The 19789-nt window shown below is 64.8% G+C and carries 15 protein-coding genes and 3 tRNA genes; 8 read left to right on the top strand and 10 right to left on the bottom strand.

Annotation, left to right across the window (positions count from 1 at the left end):
• Positions 1–10: 10 nt before the first annotated feature.
• The 6 genes from VFW45_14900 to VFW45_14875 form a co-directional block, all read right to left on the bottom strand.
• Positions 11–3103, bottom strand: a complete 3093-nt coding sequence (locus VFW45_14900) for a CusA/CzcA family heavy metal efflux RND transporter (GenBank protein ID HEU5182071.1) — start codon at positions 3101–3103, stop codon at positions 11–13.
• Complete coding sequence (locus VFW45_14895; protein HEU5182070.1) at positions 3103–4290, bottom strand: efflux RND transporter periplasmic adaptor subunit; 1188 nt, start codon at positions 4288–4290, stop codon at positions 3103–3105. Before VFW45_14895 ends, VFW45_14900 begins: the two co-directional genes overlap by 1 nt.
• Complete coding sequence (locus tag VFW45_14890; protein ID HEU5182069.1) at positions 4287–5513, bottom strand: TolC family protein; 1227 nt, start codon at positions 5511–5513, stop codon at positions 4287–4289. Before VFW45_14890 ends, VFW45_14895 begins: the two co-directional genes overlap by 4 nt.
• Before the next feature lie 112 nt (positions 5514–5625).
• Entirely contained in the window at positions 5626–5970 is a 345-nt protein-coding gene (locus VFW45_14885; GenBank protein ID HEU5182068.1) for a hypothetical protein, read from the bottom strand.
• A gap of 112 nt (positions 5971–6082) precedes the next feature.
• A complete protein-coding gene (locus tag VFW45_14880; protein ID HEU5182067.1) occupies positions 6083–6631 on the bottom strand; it encodes a hypothetical protein in 549 nt (182 codons plus the stop codon).
• Positions 6632–6721: 90 nt separating this feature from the next.
• Positions 6722–8128 (bottom strand): glycoside hydrolase family 47 protein, encoded by a 1407-nt coding sequence (locus VFW45_14875; GenBank protein ID HEU5182066.1) that lies wholly within the window; start codon positions 8126–8128, stop codon positions 6722–6724.
• A gap of 95 nt (positions 8129–8223) precedes the next feature.
• Here VFW45_14875 and VFW45_14870 point away from each other — a divergent pair, with 95 nt between their 5' ends.
• On the top strand, positions 8224–9003 hold the full coding sequence (locus tag VFW45_14870; protein ID HEU5182065.1) for a hypothetical protein: 780 nt from the start codon (positions 8224–8226) through the stop codon (positions 9001–9003).
• A 59-nt stretch (positions 9004–9062) separates the two neighbouring features.
• Here VFW45_14870 and VFW45_14865 read toward each other — a convergent pair whose 3' ends face one another.
• Positions 9063–11807 (bottom strand): VIT domain-containing protein, encoded by a 2745-nt coding sequence (locus VFW45_14865; GenBank protein ID HEU5182064.1) that lies wholly within the window; start codon positions 11805–11807, stop codon positions 9063–9065.
• Positions 11808–12101: 294 nt separating this feature from the next.
• On the opposite strand from VFW45_14865, the gene VFW45_14860 reads away from it, so the two are divergent.
• On the top strand, positions 12102–12413 hold the full coding sequence (locus VFW45_14860) for a hypothetical protein (protein ID HEU5182063.1): 312 nt from the start codon (positions 12102–12104) through the stop codon (positions 12411–12413).
• A 477-nt stretch (positions 12414–12890) separates the two neighbouring features.
• Here VFW45_14860 and VFW45_14855 read toward each other — a convergent pair whose 3' ends face one another.
• The 3 genes from VFW45_14855 to VFW45_14845 all read right to left on the bottom strand — a co-directional run bounded on the left by VFW45_14855 (position 12891) and on the right by VFW45_14845 (position 16808).
• Positions 12891–15311 (bottom strand): PAS domain S-box protein, encoded by a 2421-nt coding sequence (locus tag VFW45_14855; GenBank protein HEU5182062.1) that lies wholly within the window; start codon positions 15309–15311, stop codon positions 12891–12893.
• Between the two features lie 25 nt (positions 15312–15336).
• Complete coding sequence (locus VFW45_14850) at positions 15337–15825, bottom strand: GAF domain-containing protein (GenBank protein ID HEU5182061.1); 489 nt, start codon at positions 15823–15825, stop codon at positions 15337–15339.
• Positions 15826–16211: 386 nt separating this feature from the next.
• Positions 16212–16808, bottom strand: a complete 597-nt coding sequence (locus tag VFW45_14845; GenBank protein ID HEU5182060.1) for a porin family protein — start codon at positions 16806–16808, stop codon at positions 16212–16214.
• A gap of 154 nt (positions 16809–16962) precedes the next feature.
• Between VFW45_14845 and VFW45_14840 the strand changes: the two genes are divergently transcribed.
• The 6 genes from VFW45_14840 to VFW45_14815 all read left to right on the top strand — a co-directional run.
• Positions 16963–17054: transfer RNA gene (locus VFW45_14840), tRNA-Ser, on the top strand.
• A 44-nt stretch (positions 17055–17098) separates the two neighbouring features.
• Entirely contained in the window at positions 17099–18535 is a 1437-nt protein-coding gene (gene gltX / locus VFW45_14835; protein ID HEU5182059.1) for a glutamate--tRNA ligase, read from the top strand.
• Between the two features lie 139 nt (positions 18536–18674).
• A complete protein-coding gene (locus VFW45_14830; GenBank protein ID HEU5182058.1) occupies positions 18675–18839 on the top strand; it encodes a hypothetical protein in 165 nt (54 codons plus the stop codon).
• Positions 18840–18987: 148 nt separating this feature from the next.
• A tRNA-Gln gene (locus VFW45_14825) sits at positions 18988–19061 on the top strand.
• Positions 19062–19066: 5 nt separating this feature from the next.
• Positions 19067–19141: transfer RNA gene (locus tag VFW45_14820), tRNA-Glu, on the top strand.
• Positions 19142–19245: 104 nt separating this feature from the next.
• Positions 19246–19789: hypothetical protein (locus VFW45_14815; GenBank protein HEU5182057.1), on the top strand; the 544-nt coding region annotated here is incomplete at its 3' end.

Below are 19789 nucleotides of genomic sequence, written 5' to 3'. Positions count from 1 at the left end.
AATTGGCGGCTCAGGGTCGCTGCGACGCTGCTGTTCCCGGTCCGGCGAACCATCGATAAAGCGTCGGAAGGACCAGCAAGGTCAGAAGCGTCGACGTGAGCAACCCTCCGATGACCACCGTGGCGAGCGGCTTCTGGACTTCCGCTCCGGCTCCCGTTGCGAGCGCCATCGGCACGAATCCCAGGCTCGCGACCAGCGCCGTCATCAGGACCGGGCGAAGGCGGATATGGGCCGCGCGCAGGGCAGCTTGCCCCGGATCCATTCCCTCCTCGGTCTCCAGCTTGCGGGTGAACGAGAGAAGGACGACGCCGTTGAGGACGGCGACCCCGAAGAGCGCGATGAAGCCGATTCCCGCCGAGATGCTGAAGGGCATGCCGCGGACGAGGAGAGCGCCGATGCCTCCGGTGGCCGCCATCGGCACGTTCAGGAAGATCAGCGCCGCCGCCCGGATCGATCCGAAGGCGGCGTACAGGAGCGTGAGAATCAGGAAAAGGGCGAACGGAACGGCGATGGCGAGGCGTCTCGTCGCCGCCTCGAGATGCTCGAACTGCCCACCCCAGGTCACGTAGTAGCCTGAAGGCAGGTCGAGGCGGGTCGCCACGGCACGGCGGGCCTCGGCGACGAAGCCGGCGATGTCGCGGCCGCGCACATTGGCTTCGATGGTGACCCGGCGGAGCGCCTGCTCCCGGCTGATCTGGGCCGGACCTTCCTGGATCTCGATATCCGCCAGCTGGGCCAGCGGTATCAGTCGGCCGTCCTGCGTCCCGACAGGAACCGCGGCAAGGGAATGGGGATCGGTCGCGACGCCCTCCTTGAGACGCACCGCGATTTCGAAGCGGCGCCTTCCTTCCAGGACGCTTCCCACGATCCGCCCGCTGCGGGCCGCCTCGACGGCCGACAGCACGTCGTCCGCGCTGGCTCCCAGGCGGGCGATTCGATCCCGGTTCACCACGACGCGAATCATGGGGAGTCCCGCGGTCTGCTCGATGCGGACGTCCGCCGCGCCGGGAATCCTTGCGATCAGGGAGCCGAGCTCGGCGGCCTTGGCGGAGAGGACGTCGAGATCGTCTCCGAAAACCTTCACAGCCAGGTCGCTCTTGGCGCCCGCGATCAGCTCGTTGAAGCGCATCTCGATCGGCTGGGTGAAGCTGAAGACGTTGGCCGGGACGTTCTTTTCGAGGGCCTCGTGCATTTCGGCGATGAGCTCCTGCTTGTCGATCCCGCGGCGCCATTCCCCCGGGGGCTTGAGAATGACGAAAACATCGGAGAGATCCAGGCCCATCACGTCGGTGGCCACTTCGGGGCTTCCGGTACGGGACACGACCGTCTCGACTTCGGGAATCTTGACCAGGACCTTTTCGATCTGAGTGGTCGAGGCAAGCGACTGCGTGAGCGACACGCTGGGCAGGCGCGAAGCCTGGATCACGATATCGCCTTCGTCGAGGCGCGGGACGAACTCCGCACCGAGAAAGGGGACGGCGAGCATCGAGAGGCAAAAGACCCCGAGGGCGATGAGGCCGGTGGCTCGGGGACGTGCCATCGCCCATCGGAGAGCCGGCTCGTAGGCTCGATGCGCCGCCCGGAGAAGCCAGGTTTCCCGCTCTCTGACCTGTGGAGGAAGGACCAGAGAGCAGAGCACCGGGATAATCGTGAGGGCCACCAGGAGCGACCCGGCGATCGCGAAAACCACGGTCCAGGCCATGGGCCGGAACATCTTCCCTTCGATGCCGCTGAGGGACAGGATTGGCAGGTAGACGATCAGGATGATCCCGACGGCGAAGGCGATCGGTCTGCCGACCTCCAGGGCGGCCGCCAGAACGGATTGCTGGCGCTCGTCGCGGGACTGTGGCGAGCCGGCGGTCCGGCGCACGATGTTCTCCACCATGACGACCGAGCCGTCGACGATCAGCCCGAAGTCGATGGCTCCGAGGCTCATGAGGTTCCCCGAGATGCCGGAGCGCACCATGGCGATGAAGGCGATCAACATCGACAGAGGGATGGCGGAGGCGACGATCAGCCCGCCCCGGAGGTTTCCGAGCACCAGCAGGAGGACGGCGATGACGAGGAGACCTCCCTCGACGAGGTTCTTGGAAACCGTCGAGATGACGCGCGAGACGAGGGCCTCGCGGTCGTAGTAGGGAACGATCCGGATCCCCTTCGGGAGGGTCGGCTGGATCTCGTCGAGGGCCTGTTTCACGCGACCCACCACTTCGCGCGCATTCTCGCCCGCGAGCATCATGACCATCCCGATGACCGTTTCTCCTTTTCCATCCTTGGTCGCGCCGCCGATGCGCAGCATCGGTCCTTCCCGCACCTCGGCGACGTGCCGGATGAGGATGGGCGTTCCCTCGGCGGTGGTGCCGACGACGACCTTTTCCAGATCCGCGGCGCCGGTAACCATGCCTTCTCCGCGGATCACATAGCCCTCGCCGCCTTTCTCGATGATGCCGCCGCCGCGGTTCAGGTTGTTGCGCTCCACCGCCTGGAAGACCTGGGGAATCGAAAGGTGGTAGGCGAGGAGCCGGCCGGGATCCAGGAGGACGTGATATTGCTTCGCGAGCCCTCCCCAGGTGTTGACCTCGATCACCCCGGGGACGCTGCGCAGCCGGTAGGCAATGTCCCAATCCAGCAGCGTGCGCAGCTCCATCGCCGAGTGTCCCTCGCCTTCGAGGACGAACATGAAGACCTCGCCGAGGCCGGTGGAGATGGGGCCCATTTCCGGGCGCTCGACGTCGGGTGGGATCGACTCCTGGGCGGCGGAGAGACGCTGCTCGACGAGGTTCCTGGCCCAGTAGATGTCGGTCCCGTCCTGGAAGACGACCGTCACGGCCGACAGCCCGTAGCGCGAGACCGAGCGGACCTCCTCGAGCCGGGGAAGGCCGCTCATCGCGTTCTCGATGGGACGCGTGATGAACTGTTCGATCTCGAGAGGCCCGAGGGCCGGAGCCTTGGTCAGCACCTGCACCTGGACCGAGGTGACGTCGGGCATGGCATCGATGGGAAGTCTTCCGAGCGCAACCGCCCCGGCGGCGACCAGGAGGACGGCGGCCATGGTCACCGCGAGACGGTTTCGCAGCGACAGTTCGATCAGGCGATGGATCATCAGTGCTCCTCGCCTTCGATGGTCCCTTTCAGCAATTCCGACTTGAGAACGAAGGCGCCCTTTGTCGCCACGCGCTCCTGCTCCTTCAAGCCGTGGCGGATCTCCGTCATCCCGTGCGCCTCCCGGCCCACCTCGACGGGCCGCAGCTCGAACCGCCCGGGTCCTTTCTCGACGAAGACCGCGGGCAGGCCGGTGATCATCTGCACGGCGTCGCTGGGAACGGCGGTCGCTTCGGCATCGGTTGCTCCGCGCAATGGAATCGCGGCCGTGATGAACATCCCGGGACGAAGCTGTCCCGAGGCGTTGTCGAGAGCCACCCGCAGATGGGCCGTCCGCCCCGCCTCGTCGAGCGACGGCTCGATAAGGGCGATCGTTCCCGTGAAGACGGACCCTGGGAAGGTGTCGGTCGTGATCTCCACCTCACCCTGGTCCCGGACCTGTCCGAGGTCCTTCTCGTAGACATCTACGATGGCCCAGACTCGAGACAGCTCGGCGATCTCGAACAGGGCGGCTTCCCGCCCGACCAGCAATCCCGGTGAGAGGGACCGTGACAGGACGACCCCCTCCATGGGAGCCGTCACGGAAAACTCGGCGCGAGGGCGATCGGCCAGCGATTTATCGTCGGGATCGAGTCCGAGGCGAGCGAGATCCTGCCGGGCCGCCTGGGCCTCCGCCGACGCGGATTCGGCTTCGGCGCGGCGGATCTCCACCTCGGCACGGCTGATGCCTTTCATCTCCAGGAGCTTCTCGCCGCGCTCCAGGGCGCGCCTGGCGGCTTCCTCGTGCGCGGCCGCGGTCCGATGCCTGGCCACGGCGGCGCTCACTTCGGCGCCTTCGATGCTGGCCAGGATCTGACCTCGCCTGACCCGGTCCCCGATGTCGGCGAGGACCCGGACCACCCGGCCGCCGGCGAGGGGCCTCACCGTCACGTTCTTCGACGCGATGGGACGGATGATCCCGCTGGCGATGACGTGAGGGTGGAACGTCTCACGGGAGACCGAAACGACCTCGATGCCTGCCGCCCGGACGGCCTCCGTCGAGAGGACGATCTCTTCCCTGGCCGGATGTGCCGCTTCTTTCTCGTGCTCCGGCTCCGGTGTCCCGCCGCAGGCAATCGCCAGGAAGAGCAGCGTGGTCAGGGTCGGTTTCGCCCACCGGGGTTGCGCGTGAGACACAGGGTGCATCATCGGGCCTCCGCCGAGGGAGAATTCCCCCCGATCGCCAGATCCAGGATGGTTTCCGCGCGGCGGGCGGCCGCGTGGAGCTCGAGCTGCCGGAGGCGCACTGCGAGAACGGTGCGATAGGCGTCGAGGAGCTCGAGAATCCCCATGCTTCCGGCGTCGTAGGCCGCACGGGCGATCCGGACGAGGTCCTCCGGGTCATCCAAGCCGCCGTAGGCAAGCTCCGCGTCGCGGCGTGAGACGGTGTCGGCATAGGCGGCCTCGATCTCGCCGAGGACCTGTCGCGCCAGGGCCGCTCGCCGGGCGCGCGCCAAGGCGGCTTCCGCCCGGGCCACTCCGCGCTGCCCCTGTCCCCGGTCGAGGATAGGGATGGAGAGAGCGATGCCGAGAACCGGTCCTCTGTCCTCGGAGTTGCCCGCTTCCGTGGTCTTGGTTCCGAACGTGAGCGCGGCGTCGGGGACCGCGCGGCGATGCGCGGCGCGAGCCGCCAGATCGGAGCCCTCGGCCTCGAGGTCCAGTGCCACGACGTCGCCCCGGGTTTCGAAGCGTCGGAGGACTTCCTCACGCTTCGGCAGGGGTTCTTCGGCATCCAGCCGGCCCGTGGCCAGCAGGCCATCAGGCGGCAGGTTCACGAGCGCCGCCAGGGAAGAGCCGGCGCCGGCAAGCTCTCCGCGGGCGAGGGCAAGGTCCGCGGCGATCTCGGCAAGCTCCCGCTCCGCTCTCATGCGATCGAATCCCGAAGACTCACCTTCGCGCTCGCGAGCGCGCAGGGCTTCCACCAGCTCCTGCATCTGCGAGCGTGCGGTCTCGACGGTACCGGCGCGCTCCTGGGCAAGCAGCAGGTCGATGAAGGATGCCTGCACCCTGGCGCGCAGGGCGACCCTTTCCTGACTGGCCGCGGCTTCGGCCGCCGCATGGCCCCGGCGGGCCGAGTCCCGCTCGAGCGCCAGGCGGCCCGTCAAAGGAAAAGTCTGGGTGACGTTCGCGAAACGCTCCACGACGCCCGCCGATTCCTCGCGCACGAGCGCGAATTCCGGATTGCTCCAAAGACCGCTGGCGCCAATCCGGGCGCGCGCTCTCTCGACCTCCAGGGCGATCTCCAGCCCCGCGGGAGACTGCTCCTGGGCGCGGCGCAGTGCTTCGTCGAGGGTAATCGTCCTTTCGTCGCCCGCGACGGCGACGGCTGACAAAGACAGGGATAGCAGGACCCACGGGGATCTTTTCCACATCACCAACCTCGACGAATCAGGAGAGAGAAGTCGCCGGCGCCGCCCGGCGCTTGATGTCCTCGGGGACGACCCGAAAGGACTCTTATGAAGATGTAAGAAGGGACGCTGGGGATTACGCGGAGATCGGGATGTGATCGGGGAAGTTCGGGAACCCCGAAGAGGGTCTTGGATTGCAGGGATTCTCAGTCACGACGCTTGGAGCCCATTCCCACGCCAGGCTCAGGTGGACGGCGGGAACGCTCGAAGAGCAGCAGAAGCAGTCGGGAACGCAGGTGTCCCCGCATGGGTCGCCGTCTCCCGCCTGCACGTCGGAGAGACCCGGCGTCCCCCAGGAAATGATCAGGGGGTCGCAGGCAGCGTCGGTGAGGTCCAACGCCAGGATGCAGAGGACAAGAAGGGCGGCGGCTTTGGCCGTATTCGCGCGGCCCGTCTTGGTCAACAGCCGGATTGAGGACATGCGGAGCTTACGATAGAGCCGATTGCGCAGGGAGTCAATGCCAGCATTTTGTCGCGACGCCATGCCAGAGCGCTGTCAACGTCGTTTTGAAGATGCGGCAGCGGGTAACCAGTCACCGCCGGCGGCGGGCCAGGACGGCGATCGTCACCAGGTAGACTGCCACGATAATCGCGGGGATGACGACGAAGCGGCGCTGTGGGAACAGGTACCAGGCCACGACGATGAGGACGGTGCGTACGATGCCGTGGAACAGGCCAACCCAGTGCTGGATGATCCAGGAGAAGGGGATCCACATCAGGCCGGAGAGGATTCCGACCGACAGCGGCAGCGAGGTGGGCTCGATCATGAAGAAGGGGATGGCGATGGAGAAAATCAGCCAGGCCATCACCAGGGTGTGAAAGAACAGATCGTCGAAGACGTTCTTGTTCCTCGTCTTTCCCAGGAGATCTTCGCCGGTGAACCGGGCGACCAGCAGGCCGAGGCCGAAGATCGAGCCGGTGCCAATGAACAGGAGCCAGGAAGCGAGGGGCACCGGCAGGAAGGCGCCGCCGATGCCGATGATGGTCCAGGCGATGATGCCGGCTATCGGCATGGCGAGGAAGCGATTGCGCGCGAACTCGGCGCGCTGCTCGTCGAGCGTCCGGGATGGGGCGGTCATCATGTTGGCCCTCCGCACTGGCGACAACGTGCGCCGGGATGGTAGCGCATCCGCCGTTGTCACGCGAGAAAGCCGAGCGTGGAGCCGCCGGCCTCAGCGCGCGCCGTCCGGCCGGGGCGCGGCTTTCCGCAGCGGATGGGCCTCGGTATTGAAGACGACCTTATCCAGATCGAGCTTGCTGTCGGGGGAGAAGAGAAGATAGAGGTACTTGAGGGTCTCGGCGAGGTAATAGCTGGGCATCAGATCGCCTTGTTCCCCGGTGGTGACGTCCTTCAGGACCGTGGTGCCGGCATCCGTCCGGCAGCGCTGCTTGATTGCCTCGAAGTAGGCGCGTCCCATCGCCAGATAAATGGGATCCCGGGTGAGGCGATGGAGGATGGTGGCTGATTCGATGATCTCGGGGCGCAGCGGGTAGGCGGGGGCGACGACGCGCATCGACCGATAGTCGAACAGGTCGGGCTCGATGCCATGCATCCGCCACATCTTGTCGCAGGATGACTGAAGGCGGCGCGCGTGCTTCAGATCGCCCCCCAGGGCGAGCACCGCGGGCAGGAACGCGTGCAGCGCGCCGAACTCGCTCGCGGTGCGCTTGCCGGTGTTCATGTCCACCTGGGCGTACCAGAATCCCGAAGGCGCCTCGTCGGCCAGATGCTTGTTGAGGGCGCTCAGGCTTTCCCGCCACATCGTCCCGCATTCCTTATCGTCGAACAGCCGCGAGCACTTGAGGAGGTACTCATAGTAGGAATCGATGCCGCCGCCCACATGGCTCTGCGGGCTGACCCAATGGCCGGTCTCCACGTCGATCTCCTCGCCCACCAGTCCCATCTTCGATCGGCGGCGATAGAGCTGCACCAGGGCGTTCTTGGCTTTGTCGTAGTACACCTGCTTGCCGGTGAGCCGGGAGAGGGTTCCGAACTCCAGGACCAGGGTACCGATTTCGGCGGGATTGCTGCGCGCTCCGGAAGGCTTGCCCGTCTTGAGATTGACGAACATATACGGCATGCCGGTGGGCGATTCGAAGGCGGGGAGCAGGCGCCCTCCGAGATCGTCGGCGAGACGCAGCAACCGCTCGTCGCCGGTGATCTGGTAGCTCGACAGCAGCCCGCCGAGCAGCCGGATGGTGATTTCGAAGTTCTTGACCGGGAGGTCCCGGTCGAAAGAGAGCTTGTCGAGGATCAGCTGTTTCGCCTCGTCTGCTTCCTCGGTCAAGCCCATCAGGAGCATGGTGTCCAGGGCGTCGACCGGCGTCATGAGCAGGCTCTCGCCGTACCAGTCCCTGGGTGCCTTGGTGAGTGGCTTGAGCTCATCGTGGCCCCAGGCGTATTCCTTGTAGGCCTTCCACGAGCGCAGGAACTCGTCGCGTACTTCGGCCGCCAGCGCCGTCCGGTCGAGCTGTTTCACGGCTGGCTGCTTGGGATCCGCCGCCGGTCCGCTTGCCCACGCCGGCATGGCCAGAACCATCGGGGTGAGAGCGGCGAGCAGAAGCCGAAGATTGGACATCACGAACTCCCGTGAGCGGTTGCCAGCAGATGCATTACTATCACAAACTGCCCACGAGGATGGAGCATGACCAACCCTGATTTCAGGGAGGAAAAATGAGCCGTGCAATGATTTCGCTGGTCTGCGCGTTCCTTGGTCTGTCCATCACGGCGGCTGTTCCTGAATCGAGCCCGGAGGGGCCCCGATACGAGTATTCCTCGAAGAATTCACCGGGCGTAGAGCTGAAGCTGAAGGAGATGAGCAGGGAGAAGCGAGGGAAAGTGACTTTTGTCCATTACAAACTGTCGGCAACAGGCTTCAACCCCGGCAAGGAGCTCAGTCTCTATAGCTGGGTCTGGAGCACGAAGAATGGGAACCTGTCGCAGTCGGGATTCCGCGTGGACGACGCAGGGAAAGTGGCTTGCCCCCAGCCGGAGCCTCCAAAAGTATCGGAGACACCCAAGACTCAATGCCAAGCGGGCTTGGAAGAAAACGATATCAACGCCATCGGCTTTTTGGCCGGCCAGGTCTACATGCTGGGTCTCATCTCCCCGGACGGCGAGCAGAAGGGCTTTGTCGAAGTCATCCCATTTCCGATCGAGGCAGAGGATCGAGGCTGCCGGCTGCAGGCGAAGCGCCTTTCCCTGAACGCCGACACCTGGCTGATTGAGGGAGACGGCTTCAAGCCCGAAGAGGCGATTCATTACGCTTTCAAGGGACCGGGCGGCAGCTACGAGGCCTCCGCGAAGCTGAAAGAGACCGGCAAGGTCGCATTCACAATCACTCCGCCGGATTCAGGAACTCTCCACGGTTCGGTGACCGTCACCGTGGAGGCTTCTGCCTGTAAGCCCGTGCTCCGATTCAAGTGGGGCATTTCGGCAATTGAGTTCCCCTGATCGGAGCTGGACCGAAGTCCGTTGCCGCATCCGCGGCGACGGCAGCAGGCCCTTCGCGCCTACGGCTCGAGTTTCAGCAGCAGGGTGGAGTCGGGCAGGCCGGCGTCGAACCCCAGGAACCTGACCTGGTAGACACCGGGACGATCCAGCTGGAACCTTCCCGCACCGTTGAGCACGAGCCTGTACACGAACCACGCCCCGGGAGCGATGGTCCTCTTTCTCTCCAGGCAGATCCCTGGCTCCGGCTGGTCGAGGATGTTTCCCGCATCGTCCAGGATCCTGAAAGAGGAGCTTCCATCCTCGACGGATAGAGCATCGGGAATCATGAGATTGTTCAGGGACAGGTTCTTGATGGCGACGAGAATCTCGATCGGCTCGCCGACCCGATAGCCTGTGCGCGCCGTACGGAGAAAGAGGAAGAGCGAGTCCTGCCGGGGTGCGGTCTGCTGCGCGCCGACGGAGGACAGGGTTGCCTCGAGGCCTTCGATTTCCGTCTGCTTCCCACCGGTCACGTTGGACGTGTTCACGCCATCCACCAGGCCTACCGCTTCGGTGTCGCGCGAACCACGCACGGTGGCACAAGCCTGTTTTCCGGCATCGATGACACCAGGAGCCAAAGTCAGGACATCCTGATAGTCGGTGCCCAGCATGGGGAGGCCGGAAACATACTCGGAAGTAATGGTCGTACTCATTCGCGTGCTCCCGGTGCTGACACCTTCCTCTTTGCCTTCGACGCGAACTCTTTCGTTGTAAGGCCCCCGGGTTTTTTCCGGAGAAGGCGGAGGCCCTGGGATGCCTCCCGGAACCCCTCCCAGGACACCGCCGATGACCCCGCCCACCACTCCACCGACGACCCCGCCAAGGACAGGCTTCTCCGCTTCCGGGTCCTTCATCCCTTCAGGCAAGGGGACGGGAACAGGGACCACAGCGGGCTGTTCGCCGTTCGTCCTTGGCTGTTCTTCCACCGCCACGAACGAGGTGTAGGAAGAGACGAGGCGATGCTCCATCGCGATCTGGGTTATCTCCTCCACGATCGAGCTCTGGGGGCTCTCGATCATGCGATCGGAAAGCTCTTCGATCTTGGACCGGGCCCACAGGGTGCCGATGGCCTCGCCGTCCGCCGCCTGTTCCGGCAGCTCTACTCGCAGCTTCTGCTCATAGGGCTTGCCGCCGAGCCTGCCCCGTAAAGTGATTTCGGCGGATCCCGGTTTTTCATAAGCTCCGAAGAGGGTGACACTCTGGCCGAGGAAGAGGTCCGGAACCTCTTTCGGGAATAGCTCCGACACTTGCGCCGTACCCCAGTCCACGCTGATATCCGTCAGGTACGGATTGCGAATCCTGTCGTAGAAGCCCTGGATTGCCTCCGTCACGTTGCCATTCGGGAGGAGGTACTGCACGCCGCCGCGCCCGAATTCCGCCATCTTCTCGAGGAGGAACCGGTTGGGAGAGCTGCCGACGCCGAAGGAGAAGAGGCGTGCGCCGCCCAGGTTCTTGCGGAGGTAATCGAGAATCTGAGTTTCGTTGCCGATATATCCGTCCGTCATGAACGAGATGATCCGCAGGCGCTGCGGATCTTCGGGGTAGCTCAAGGCGGTCTTGACTCCCTCGAGCATGATGGTTCCTCCCGCTCCGGAGAGACCGTCCACATAGGCGTGGGCCAGAGCGACATGGGCGGGACTCGCCGGGACCGGACCTTGCGCAAAGCTCTCGGCCTGATTCGAGAAGCGGATGATCTGGAAGTTGTCCAGTGGATTGAGGCTGTCGAGGGCGTAATGCATCGCCTCCTTGACCTTCTCGATGGGGAATCCCGACATCGAGCCCGAGCAGTCCACGACGAAGACCATCTCCTTGGGCATGATGTGCTCCGGCCAGGGCTTTGCCTCCGGCTGGATGAGAAGGAGGAAGTTGCCCTGCTTGCCGGTCCGATGTGGCAGCATGACGACGCCGGGAACGGCGCCGTCGATGCGGTAACGCATCACGAAGTCCTTGTTGGGAATCGCATCCTCCGGCCGCAGCCGAATCCGGGCCTGATCGGGCGCCGGCCGCTCGATCTCCACCTTATGGGTCCGAGAGGAGAGAGCCTGTATCCGGATGCCGGCTTTCAGATCGATTTCGACCGCGATGTCGCGTCCCGATCGCTCATCCGACTTGAGCACCGGCGGCGTGATGCGTGAGGCGTCGGGAACGACGGAGGTATCGGCGGACCAGCCGCTTCCTTGTTTTCCGACCGGCTCGCCCGGAATGAAACGCGGCCCCACGACCATCGGAAAGACGAACTCGTAGGAGCCTGACTCGTAGGGCAGCAGGTCGAAATACCGCAGGCTGACCACGATCTCCTCGCCCGGCAGGATGTTCGCCACCGACTGCGTGAAGATGTTGGGCCGCTCCTGATCCAGCAGCGCGGCGGCCCGGCCGGAGCTGCGGGCTTTCTCGTAGATTGCCCGAGCTTCCTCCCTCCGCTCGATCGTCCCGCGGATGGTTCGATCCCCGAGTCGGATCTCCATGTCGTCCACCGCCGCCCGGTGAGGAAGCGGAAAGACATAGATTGCTTCGATGATCCGGTCATACGGGTTCTGGAAGACCTGATCCACTCGGACCTGGGCCACGCTTCCCGTGATCTCGGCGTGGACCTCGGTGTGCTTGAGAGGAAAGGAACGGGGGTTGGCCGGGTCACCGGCGACACGCAGATCTCCTCCCGGCACGCTGTCCGGCGTCGTGGGAGCCTGCGATGCCTCTTGAGCCTGGGCGAGACCGAGAGTCGCGATCGACAACAGGGCGAGGACAGTGGCGCTGATCGATTTCATCGCGGCACCTCCTGATGGATGGGCGATCCGATCCCCTTGTCAGGAAGGTACGCGCGCTTGCGCTTCTTGGGAATGGCTTGCTTCGAGTGGCGCGGTCCGGAACCCGCACCCCGCCCGTGCGGTGTCGGACCTGCACGAAGTCCCTCTCACGGTGATCCAGCCGGCCGAGCTCTCACACTGAAGAACTCGCCCCATGATCTCTGGGACCCCTACTCCCATGGCTCTTGGCAGGGTATGCTTCTGTCGGGAAGTCGGTGAGTGGATTTCCCCATCAAAGCGACAGGGGAGGCGACCATGCGCGTTGTGAACTTCGATCTGGTGTTCGTGCAGGGAAAGGGACTGGACGACCTGATCGAGTTGCTGAAAGCGAATCCCCGCTACGTGTTCACCCTGGAGAAGCGCAAGCGCGGCCGGGAGGGACATGCACTCTGGAGGCACAAGCAGCAGGGGACCCACCGGGGCGACGTGAAGCTGTTCCAGAGCGGCGGCAAGTTCTGGGGGCAGATCCGGGACCATTCCAACGGAATGCTCCCCGGCGCTTTCCTCGGCTGGATCATTCGCAACGCTTCCGATCTGATCTACCGCATCGAGTTTTGGATGGATTGAGCTTCACACAGAGGCACCCTTGGAGGCGACGGCTGATAGACGCCGCGCCTCAAGGGCCGGTACTTGATCGGGAATCCCTGATCGAAATCTGGATGGATTGAGCTTCACGCAGGGCACCCTTGGAGGCGACGGCTGATAGACGCCGCGCCTCAAGGCCCGATATTTGATCAGGAATCCGTGATCGAAATCTGGATGGATTGAGCTTCCGGCAGGGCACCCTTGGAGGCGACGGCTGACGGCGCCGCGCCTCAAGGGCCGGTACTTGGTCAGAAAACCCTGATCAGAATCTGGATAGATTAAGGCTCGAACTTCAGTCCTGGCTTCTGCTCAGTCCCGGCCCTTCAGACACGCCCGATCCCAGTCACCGCCTGCAAGGGAGTCCCAGTCTCCACGAGCTCCTGATCAAGTGGCGGCCGTTCAGGCGCGGCCGTTTCCCAGCCGCCGCCTGCAACGGTGGAGTCGTCTCCACAAGCAATCTCAAGACTTGAGCGCCGCCGACACTACGTCTGAGAGTTGCCGCATAAGATAGGGCTTCTGAATGAAGCCGCGCATCCCCTCGTCCAGGATCTCCTGGGCTGCGGCATTGACGTCGTAGCCGGTCGAGATGATGGCCCGCACCTCCGGGTTCACTTTCTTCAGCGCGCGGAAACAGTCCCGCCCTCCGAGCTTCGGCATGATCATGTCGATGATGACCAGGTCGATGGGAACCTGCGAGCCGCGATAGATCTGCACCGCCTCCTCGCCGTCTTTCGCCGTGAGGACCGTGTAGCCCATCTCCTCGAGGAACGCAGTAGCCACACAGCGCACCGACTCCTCGTCGTCCACCACCAGGACGGTGCCGCTGCCGGCCCGCGACTGTCCGGCCGCCAGGCGGGCGCTTTGGGGCCGATCGGTCCTGCTGGCCTCAGGAAAATAGAGCCGGAAGGTCGTGCCGTGTCCGACGGTGGTGTCGATCTCGATGAAACCGCCATGGTTCTGCACGATGCCATAGACCATGGCCAGCCCCATGCCGGTCCCTTTGCCCCGCTCCTTGGTCGTGAAGAAGGGCTCGAAGACCCGCGGCAGGACGTCGGAAGGGATGCCGCACCCCGAATCCGTTACCGACAGGAGAACGTGGTGCGCTCCATTGTGGCCCGCGTGGCGCGCGCGCTGGTCGTCGGTCAGCTTCACGATCGAGGTGCGGAAGACCAGGTCGCCGCCCGCAGTCATGGCGTCGGCGGCGTTCACCGCCAGGTTCAGGATCACCTGTCCCATCTGGCCGGGATCCCCCTGGATCATGACCGGCTCGGTGCACAGCTCCTGGCGCAGGTTGATCGATTTGTCGAGCGTGCGGCCGAGCAGCCCGGTCACCTCCTGGATTGAGGCGTGCAGATCCAGGGAGACATTCTGATGCTTGCCGCGCCGCGCGAAGCCAAGCAGCTGCTGGGTCAGTGAAGCGGCGCGCGAGGCGGCCTTTTCGATCACTTCCGCCGACTGGAAGACTTTCTCCCCGGGGCGGGAGCCCAGCTTGAGCAGCTCGGCGTAGCCCAGGATGCCGGTGAGCAGGTTGTTGAAGTCATGCGCCACGCCGCCGGCGAGCGTGCCGATCGCTTCCATCTTCTGAGAATGCCGCAGCTGGTCCTCGCGCTGGCGCAGGGCCTCTTCAGCCTGACGCTGCTCGGTGAGGTCGCGGATGTAGGCGGTGAAGGCCGGTGGTCCGGTGGTCTGGATGCGGCTGACCGCGAACTCCACCGGGAAGCGCGTGCCGTCGCGGTGCATGGCGGGCATCTCGACGTGCCTTCCCGCCAGCGGGCTCTCGCCGGTGAGAAAGAACTTCTGCAGCCCCTCGCGGATTTTCTGCTGCTCCTCCGGCGGGACGATCAGCTCCAGGATGTTCCTGCCGAGGACCTCCTCCCGCCGGTGGCCGAACAGCTGTTCCGCGGCGGGGTTGAACTCGAGCGCGATCCCCGCCTGATCGATCGTGATGATGGCGTCCAGCGCCGTGTCCAGGATTGCTCCCTTGCGGGCTTCGCTCTGGCGCAGCGCCTCTTCGGCGTGCTTGCGCTCGCCGATGTCCTCGACCAGGCCGACGGCGACGATGGGCTTTCCCTCGGCATCGCGAATCCAGGTGATGCTGATGTGCCCCCAGGCGATGGAGCCGTCCTTTCGTAGGTAGCGCTTCTCCATCTCCATGGCAGTCTTGGACCCGTCGCGGCCCGCGGCCACCAGCTTCCGGGTCGGCTCCCTGTCGGCCGGGTCGGTGATGTCCACGACGTTGCGGCCGATCAGCTCTTCGGCCGAGTAGCCGAGGAAGCGGCAGAAGGCGGGGTTGACTTGCAGCAGCACGCCGTCCGGGCTGACGGCGGTCATGCCGCTGGCGGCGTGCTCGAAGATGGAGCGGAAGCGCTCTTCGCTTTCCTTCAGCGCCTGCTGTGAGCTGCGCAGCACCTCCAGGTCGGAGACGTCCTGGACCATGACGATGCACTGGTCGGTCTCGCCGGTAAGGGACCGGATCGGCATCGCGGTGACGTAGAGGGCGCGCGTCTGGGCTTCGGTTTCCAGTCGCATCTCGTGGTGCGCTACCTTTCCCGTGGTGAAAGGGCGCGCGGCGGGGCAGTGGCTGCAGATCGACGCCTCGCCGCACAGAAGGGTGTTGCAGGCTGCGCCCACGAGCGCTCCGGGATGGTCGTTGCGCGAGAACTCGCGTGCGAAGATCGAGTTGGCCCAGGTCACCTTGAGCGAGGCGTCCAGCACCAGGAAGCCGGCGTCGGTGTGATGGACGATGGCGGAGAGCTTCTGGCGCTCCCGCTCCAGCAGGCGCAGGTGTTCGTCGAGCAGGCGGAAGCGCCGCTCGAAGTGGGCCAGCTTCCGTTCCGGTGACTCCGTCTCGGTATCGGTGGCTTGGTGGATCTCTTTCACGCAGTCTCCCGCCGGGGCGACAATGCTAGGCTGTGGAGCTCCCCGAGGCGGGACGCGTCGAGCGTGCGTAGGCCTCGGCCAGGTATTCCGCCACTTTCTCGACCTGCGACACGGCGTCGCGATCGAAGGCGTCCAGCTCGTGACTGTCGATGTCGATCTGGGCGTGAATCTTCTTGCCGGAGCGAATGAGCACCACCAGCTCGGAGCGGGTCTCGCTGGAGCAGGCGAGGTAGTTCGGCGCCTGGCGCACGTCGGGGACGTTGATATTCCGGTTTTCGGCGACAGCCGTGCCGCAGACGCCGTAGCCGACGGCGATGAAGACGTGATCGGTCGGGGCCCCGATGAACGGGCCCAATCGCAGCACGTTGTCGGGGTAGAGCTCGTAGATCCCAGTCCAGTGGAAGCGGGGGTTGGAGCGGTGCAGCAGATCCACGGCGCGCGCCAGGATCTCCTCGAGGCCGGCGCCGCTGCGGCGCAGGTCCTCGAGCTGGCGGCAAATTTCCTCGCCCGTCATCGATCCCTCCGTAGGCCGGGCTTTCCCGCAGACGTGCGGGATCCAGGGCAGGCCCCGGCCGGAGGGAGAATCTAGGAGCCGGCGCGCGGCGGCGCAACCATATAAGAAGATAGGACCCTAAGGGGGGGACTGTGGGATAACACAAGTGTAATGAGGGTCTTCGTCGTCACCCTTACAGACGACGCCTGGAAATCTTGATCGGATTAGCTTCCGGCGGCGGCACCCTTACAGACGGCGCCTGGAAACCGGGCGCGTCTGAAGGGCCGGTACTTGATCGGAAGAGGGGTTTCTGGGAGGCGTCTCACCGCACGGCCACCCCAATATACGAGGTCTGGAAACCGGGCGCGTCTGAAGGCCGGCATTTGATCAGAGGAGGGGCTTCGACCTCAATGATGCCGCTTTGGGGAAGGCGTTTTGCCCCCTACCACCCAGCCGACGCCGAAGCCGAACTCGTTGTTCTGGTAGTCGATGTCGCGCAGGACCTGGTTGTCCCCCTCGAAAAAGATGAAGCGGAAGTCGAGGCGGATGTTGAAGACCGGACCGATGAAGAAGCGCACCCCGCCGCCGAAGTTGAACAGCATGTCGACTTCGTCGTCGGAAGGGATCCCCGGGGCGCTCACATCGAAGCGGATGAAGCCGAGGCCGGTCGTGAAGTAGGGGATGACCGGCTGGTGGCGCTGAAAATTGAAGTTGAAGGTGTAGTTCGACTGGAACTTGAAGACGTCGACGTCGATCTGTCCGACCACCGAGTCCTCGGTGGAAACGCCGTCGAAGGAGAACTCCATCTCGTGCAACGGCGTGAAGTTGTATCCGAAGCGGAACCCGACGCCCAGGTCCTCGTCGATTTCGGTGTCGCGATCGAAATCGGTGAAGACCATGTAGGGGTTCAGCTCCCAGGCCTCGGAGCGGTTCTGGGCGAGCGCGGGGGAGGCGCACCAGAGCATGAGCGCCGCGATCGGGGCGAGCAGGATCCTGTTTCGCATGATCGACCTCCAGCTTCCGGCGTCGTCGTCTCGGGACTCGCAAAGTCGCGCGATTCTAGGTGCCGGGTTTCATCGAGTCAAGGAAACGGCCGTTCATGGACAACAAAAGGGGCTTCACGCTAGACTACCGCCTTCCCGGCCGGCAGGACCACGCGGAGAGGTGCTGGAGTGGCCGAACAGGGCGCACTGCTAATGCGTTACCTGGGTAAAACCGGGTCGAGGGTTCGAATCCCTCCCTCTCCGCCAGTTTTTTCTCCCGAATACAGGCCCCCCTCCAGATTCCGTCGCCGATGAGCGTCCGCCTGAGATTTGCGCCGTCGCCCACCGGCTACCTGCACGTCGGCGGGGCGCGCACCGCCCTGTTCAACTGGCTGTTCGCCCGCAAGCAGAAGGGTGTTTTCGTCCTGCGCATCGAGGACACCGATGTGGAGCGCTCGCGCCAGGAGATGACCGAGGCAATCCTGGAAGGGCTCCAGTGGCTGGGGCTGGACTGGGACGAGGGGCCGCACTTCCAGTCGCAGCGCCGCGCCGGGCACGTCGCGACGGGAAGAAAGCTGCAGGTAACGGGCAAGGCCTACGTCTGCTTCTGCGATCCGGCCGATCTGCAGGCACGACGGCAGGCGGCGGAGCAGCAAGGGATCGCCTGGAAATACGATCGGAAGTGCGCCGGCCTGGCGCCGGAAGAGGCGGCGCGGCGCATCGCCACGGGCGAGTCGCATTGCCTGCGCTTCCGCATCCCGGCGGGAGAGACGAGCTGGGAGGATCGGGTCCACGGCAGGACCGCGTTTGCCAACGACACGATCGAGGATTTCGTCCTGCTGCGCTCCGACGGGACCCCCACTTACCACCTGTCGGTGGTTTCGGATGACGTCGACATGAAGATCACCGACGTGATCCGCGGCGACGATCACATCAGCAACACGCCGAAGCAGATCCTGCTCTACCAGGCGCTCGGCGAGCCGCAGCCCAGCTTCGCGCACCTGCCGCTGATCCTGGGGGCCGACAAGAAGCGGCTGAGCAAGCGGCATGGGGCGGTCGCGGTCACTGAGTACCGCGAGGCCGGCTATCTTCCCGACGCGCTGTTCAACTTCCTGGCGCTGCTGGGCTGGTCCCCCGGCGACGGGCGGGAGTTCCTGTCCAAGGACGAGCTGGTCGGGCTGTTCTCGTTCGAGGGAGTCGGCAAGAAGGGAGCGGTGTTCGACGAGCAGAAGCTGGAGTGGCTGAACGGGCAGTACGTCAACGCCATGCCGGCGGCGCTGATCCGCGAGACGATCCGCAAGCCGCTGGAAGAGAAAGGGGAGTGGGATCCCAGTCTCGACGACGAGCGCAGCGTCTGGTTCGAGCAGGTGATCGAAGCGCTCAAGCCGCGCTCGCGCAAGCTGTCGGACATCGTGCGCGACTGCGCCGTTTTTCTGAAGGACGACGTCGAGCTCAATCCGGAGGCGGTGCGCAAGCATCTGCAGGATCCTGCCGTGCCCGACCGGCTGAAGGCGTTGCGGCAGGCCTTGACCAAGGTGGAGCCCTTCACGGAGGAGTCGACCGAGGAGGCGCTGCGCAAGACCGGGGAGAATCTGGGCATCGCCGCGGCCAAGCTGATTCATCCGCTGCGTGTGGCGCTGACCGGGCAGGCAGTGTCTCCCGGGATCTTCACCGTGCTGGTCCTGATCGGACGCGACAGGGCGCTGCGCCGCATCGAGACGGCGATCGCGGGATTTTCGACTGTATGAGACTCGCGTTCCTGACTCAGGATCGGCCGTTCAGGCGCGGCCGCTCTCCAGCCGCCGCTCGGGATCGGCCGTTCAGGCGCGGCCGCTTTCCAGCCGCCGCCTGCAAGGGTGCCTATCGCGACTTATGGAAGGAGTGAATATGGAAGATCCAGTTTGCCGCTGCGGCCATCCGGCCTCGAGCCACGTGATGGAGCCGCCGGAGGTGGAAGTCGATCCGAAAATCGACGCGCCGGAGGAGGCTCCCGAGCCGGGAAGGCGCTGCACCGCCGCAGGGTGCAGCTGCCCGGACTTCACACCGGCCTGACGCCATGGCACCTGTTCCGGTCTCGGTTCGGTTTTTCCCCTGATCCCATGTCGGCCGTTCAGGCGCGGGCGCTTTCCACCCGACGCCTGTAACGGTGGGCGATCTCACTTGAAGCAAAGACGGCAATTGGCTAGAATCCCGGCTCCGATCCGGGATCGTCCAACGGTAGGACACATGGCTCTGGACCATGGTATCGGGGTTCGAATCCCTGTCCCGGATCCAGCTATGGCGCTATCGTCTAGGGGTTAGGACGGGTGGTTCTCAGCCATCAAACCGGGGTTCGAATCCCCGTAGCGCTACCAGCAATCTTCGAAGCCCGCGACTGAGACGCGGGCTTTTTTGTCGGGCTTGAAGTTTGTAGTACAAAGTACTTGACATCGCTCGAATCGCAGCGTATCTTGCCGGCATGAACAGCCCCGTGCCCGTTCCCCCTCGATCTCCCGAGAGCCTGCAGCAGAGGGCCATCGAAAATGTCCGCTTCATCCGCGAGACGATGGAGCGGGCCGCCTCGTTCACCGCGCTGTCGGGCTTCGGCGCGATGCTCATCGGGAGCGTCGCGCTGGTGGCGGCGGTCGCGGCGGCGGGAGCCGACTCGAGCTGGCGCTGGCTGGAGACCTGGCTCCTCGCGGCCCTGGTGGCCGTCATCGTCGGCACCTCCCTCAATGCGCGCAAGGCGCGCCGTCTCAAAATCGCCCTGCTGGCCCGGCCGGCGCGCCGCTTTTTCCTGGCGCTAATACCGCCGCTGGCGGCGGGAGCGATCCTGACGCCGGGGCTTTTCAATTCCGGACGCTCCGATCTGCTGCCCGCAGTCTGGCTGCTCCTTTACGGAGCGGGGATCGTGACGGCCGGGGCCTTCTCGGTGAAGCCGGTGCCGATCATGGGGGCCTGCTTCATGGCTCTCGGGACCGCGGCGCTCGCTTTGCCGCCGGGCTGGGGCAACCTCTTCATGG

The sequence above is a fragment of the Candidatus Polarisedimenticolia bacterium genome (genome assembly GCA_035764505.1).
Lineage (GTDB): Bacteria > Acidobacteriota > Polarisedimenticolia > Gp22-AA2 > AA152 > AA152.
The sequence above is the reverse complement of the archived record's forward strand: the minus strand, read 5'-3'. Positions and strand labels throughout refer to the sequence as shown.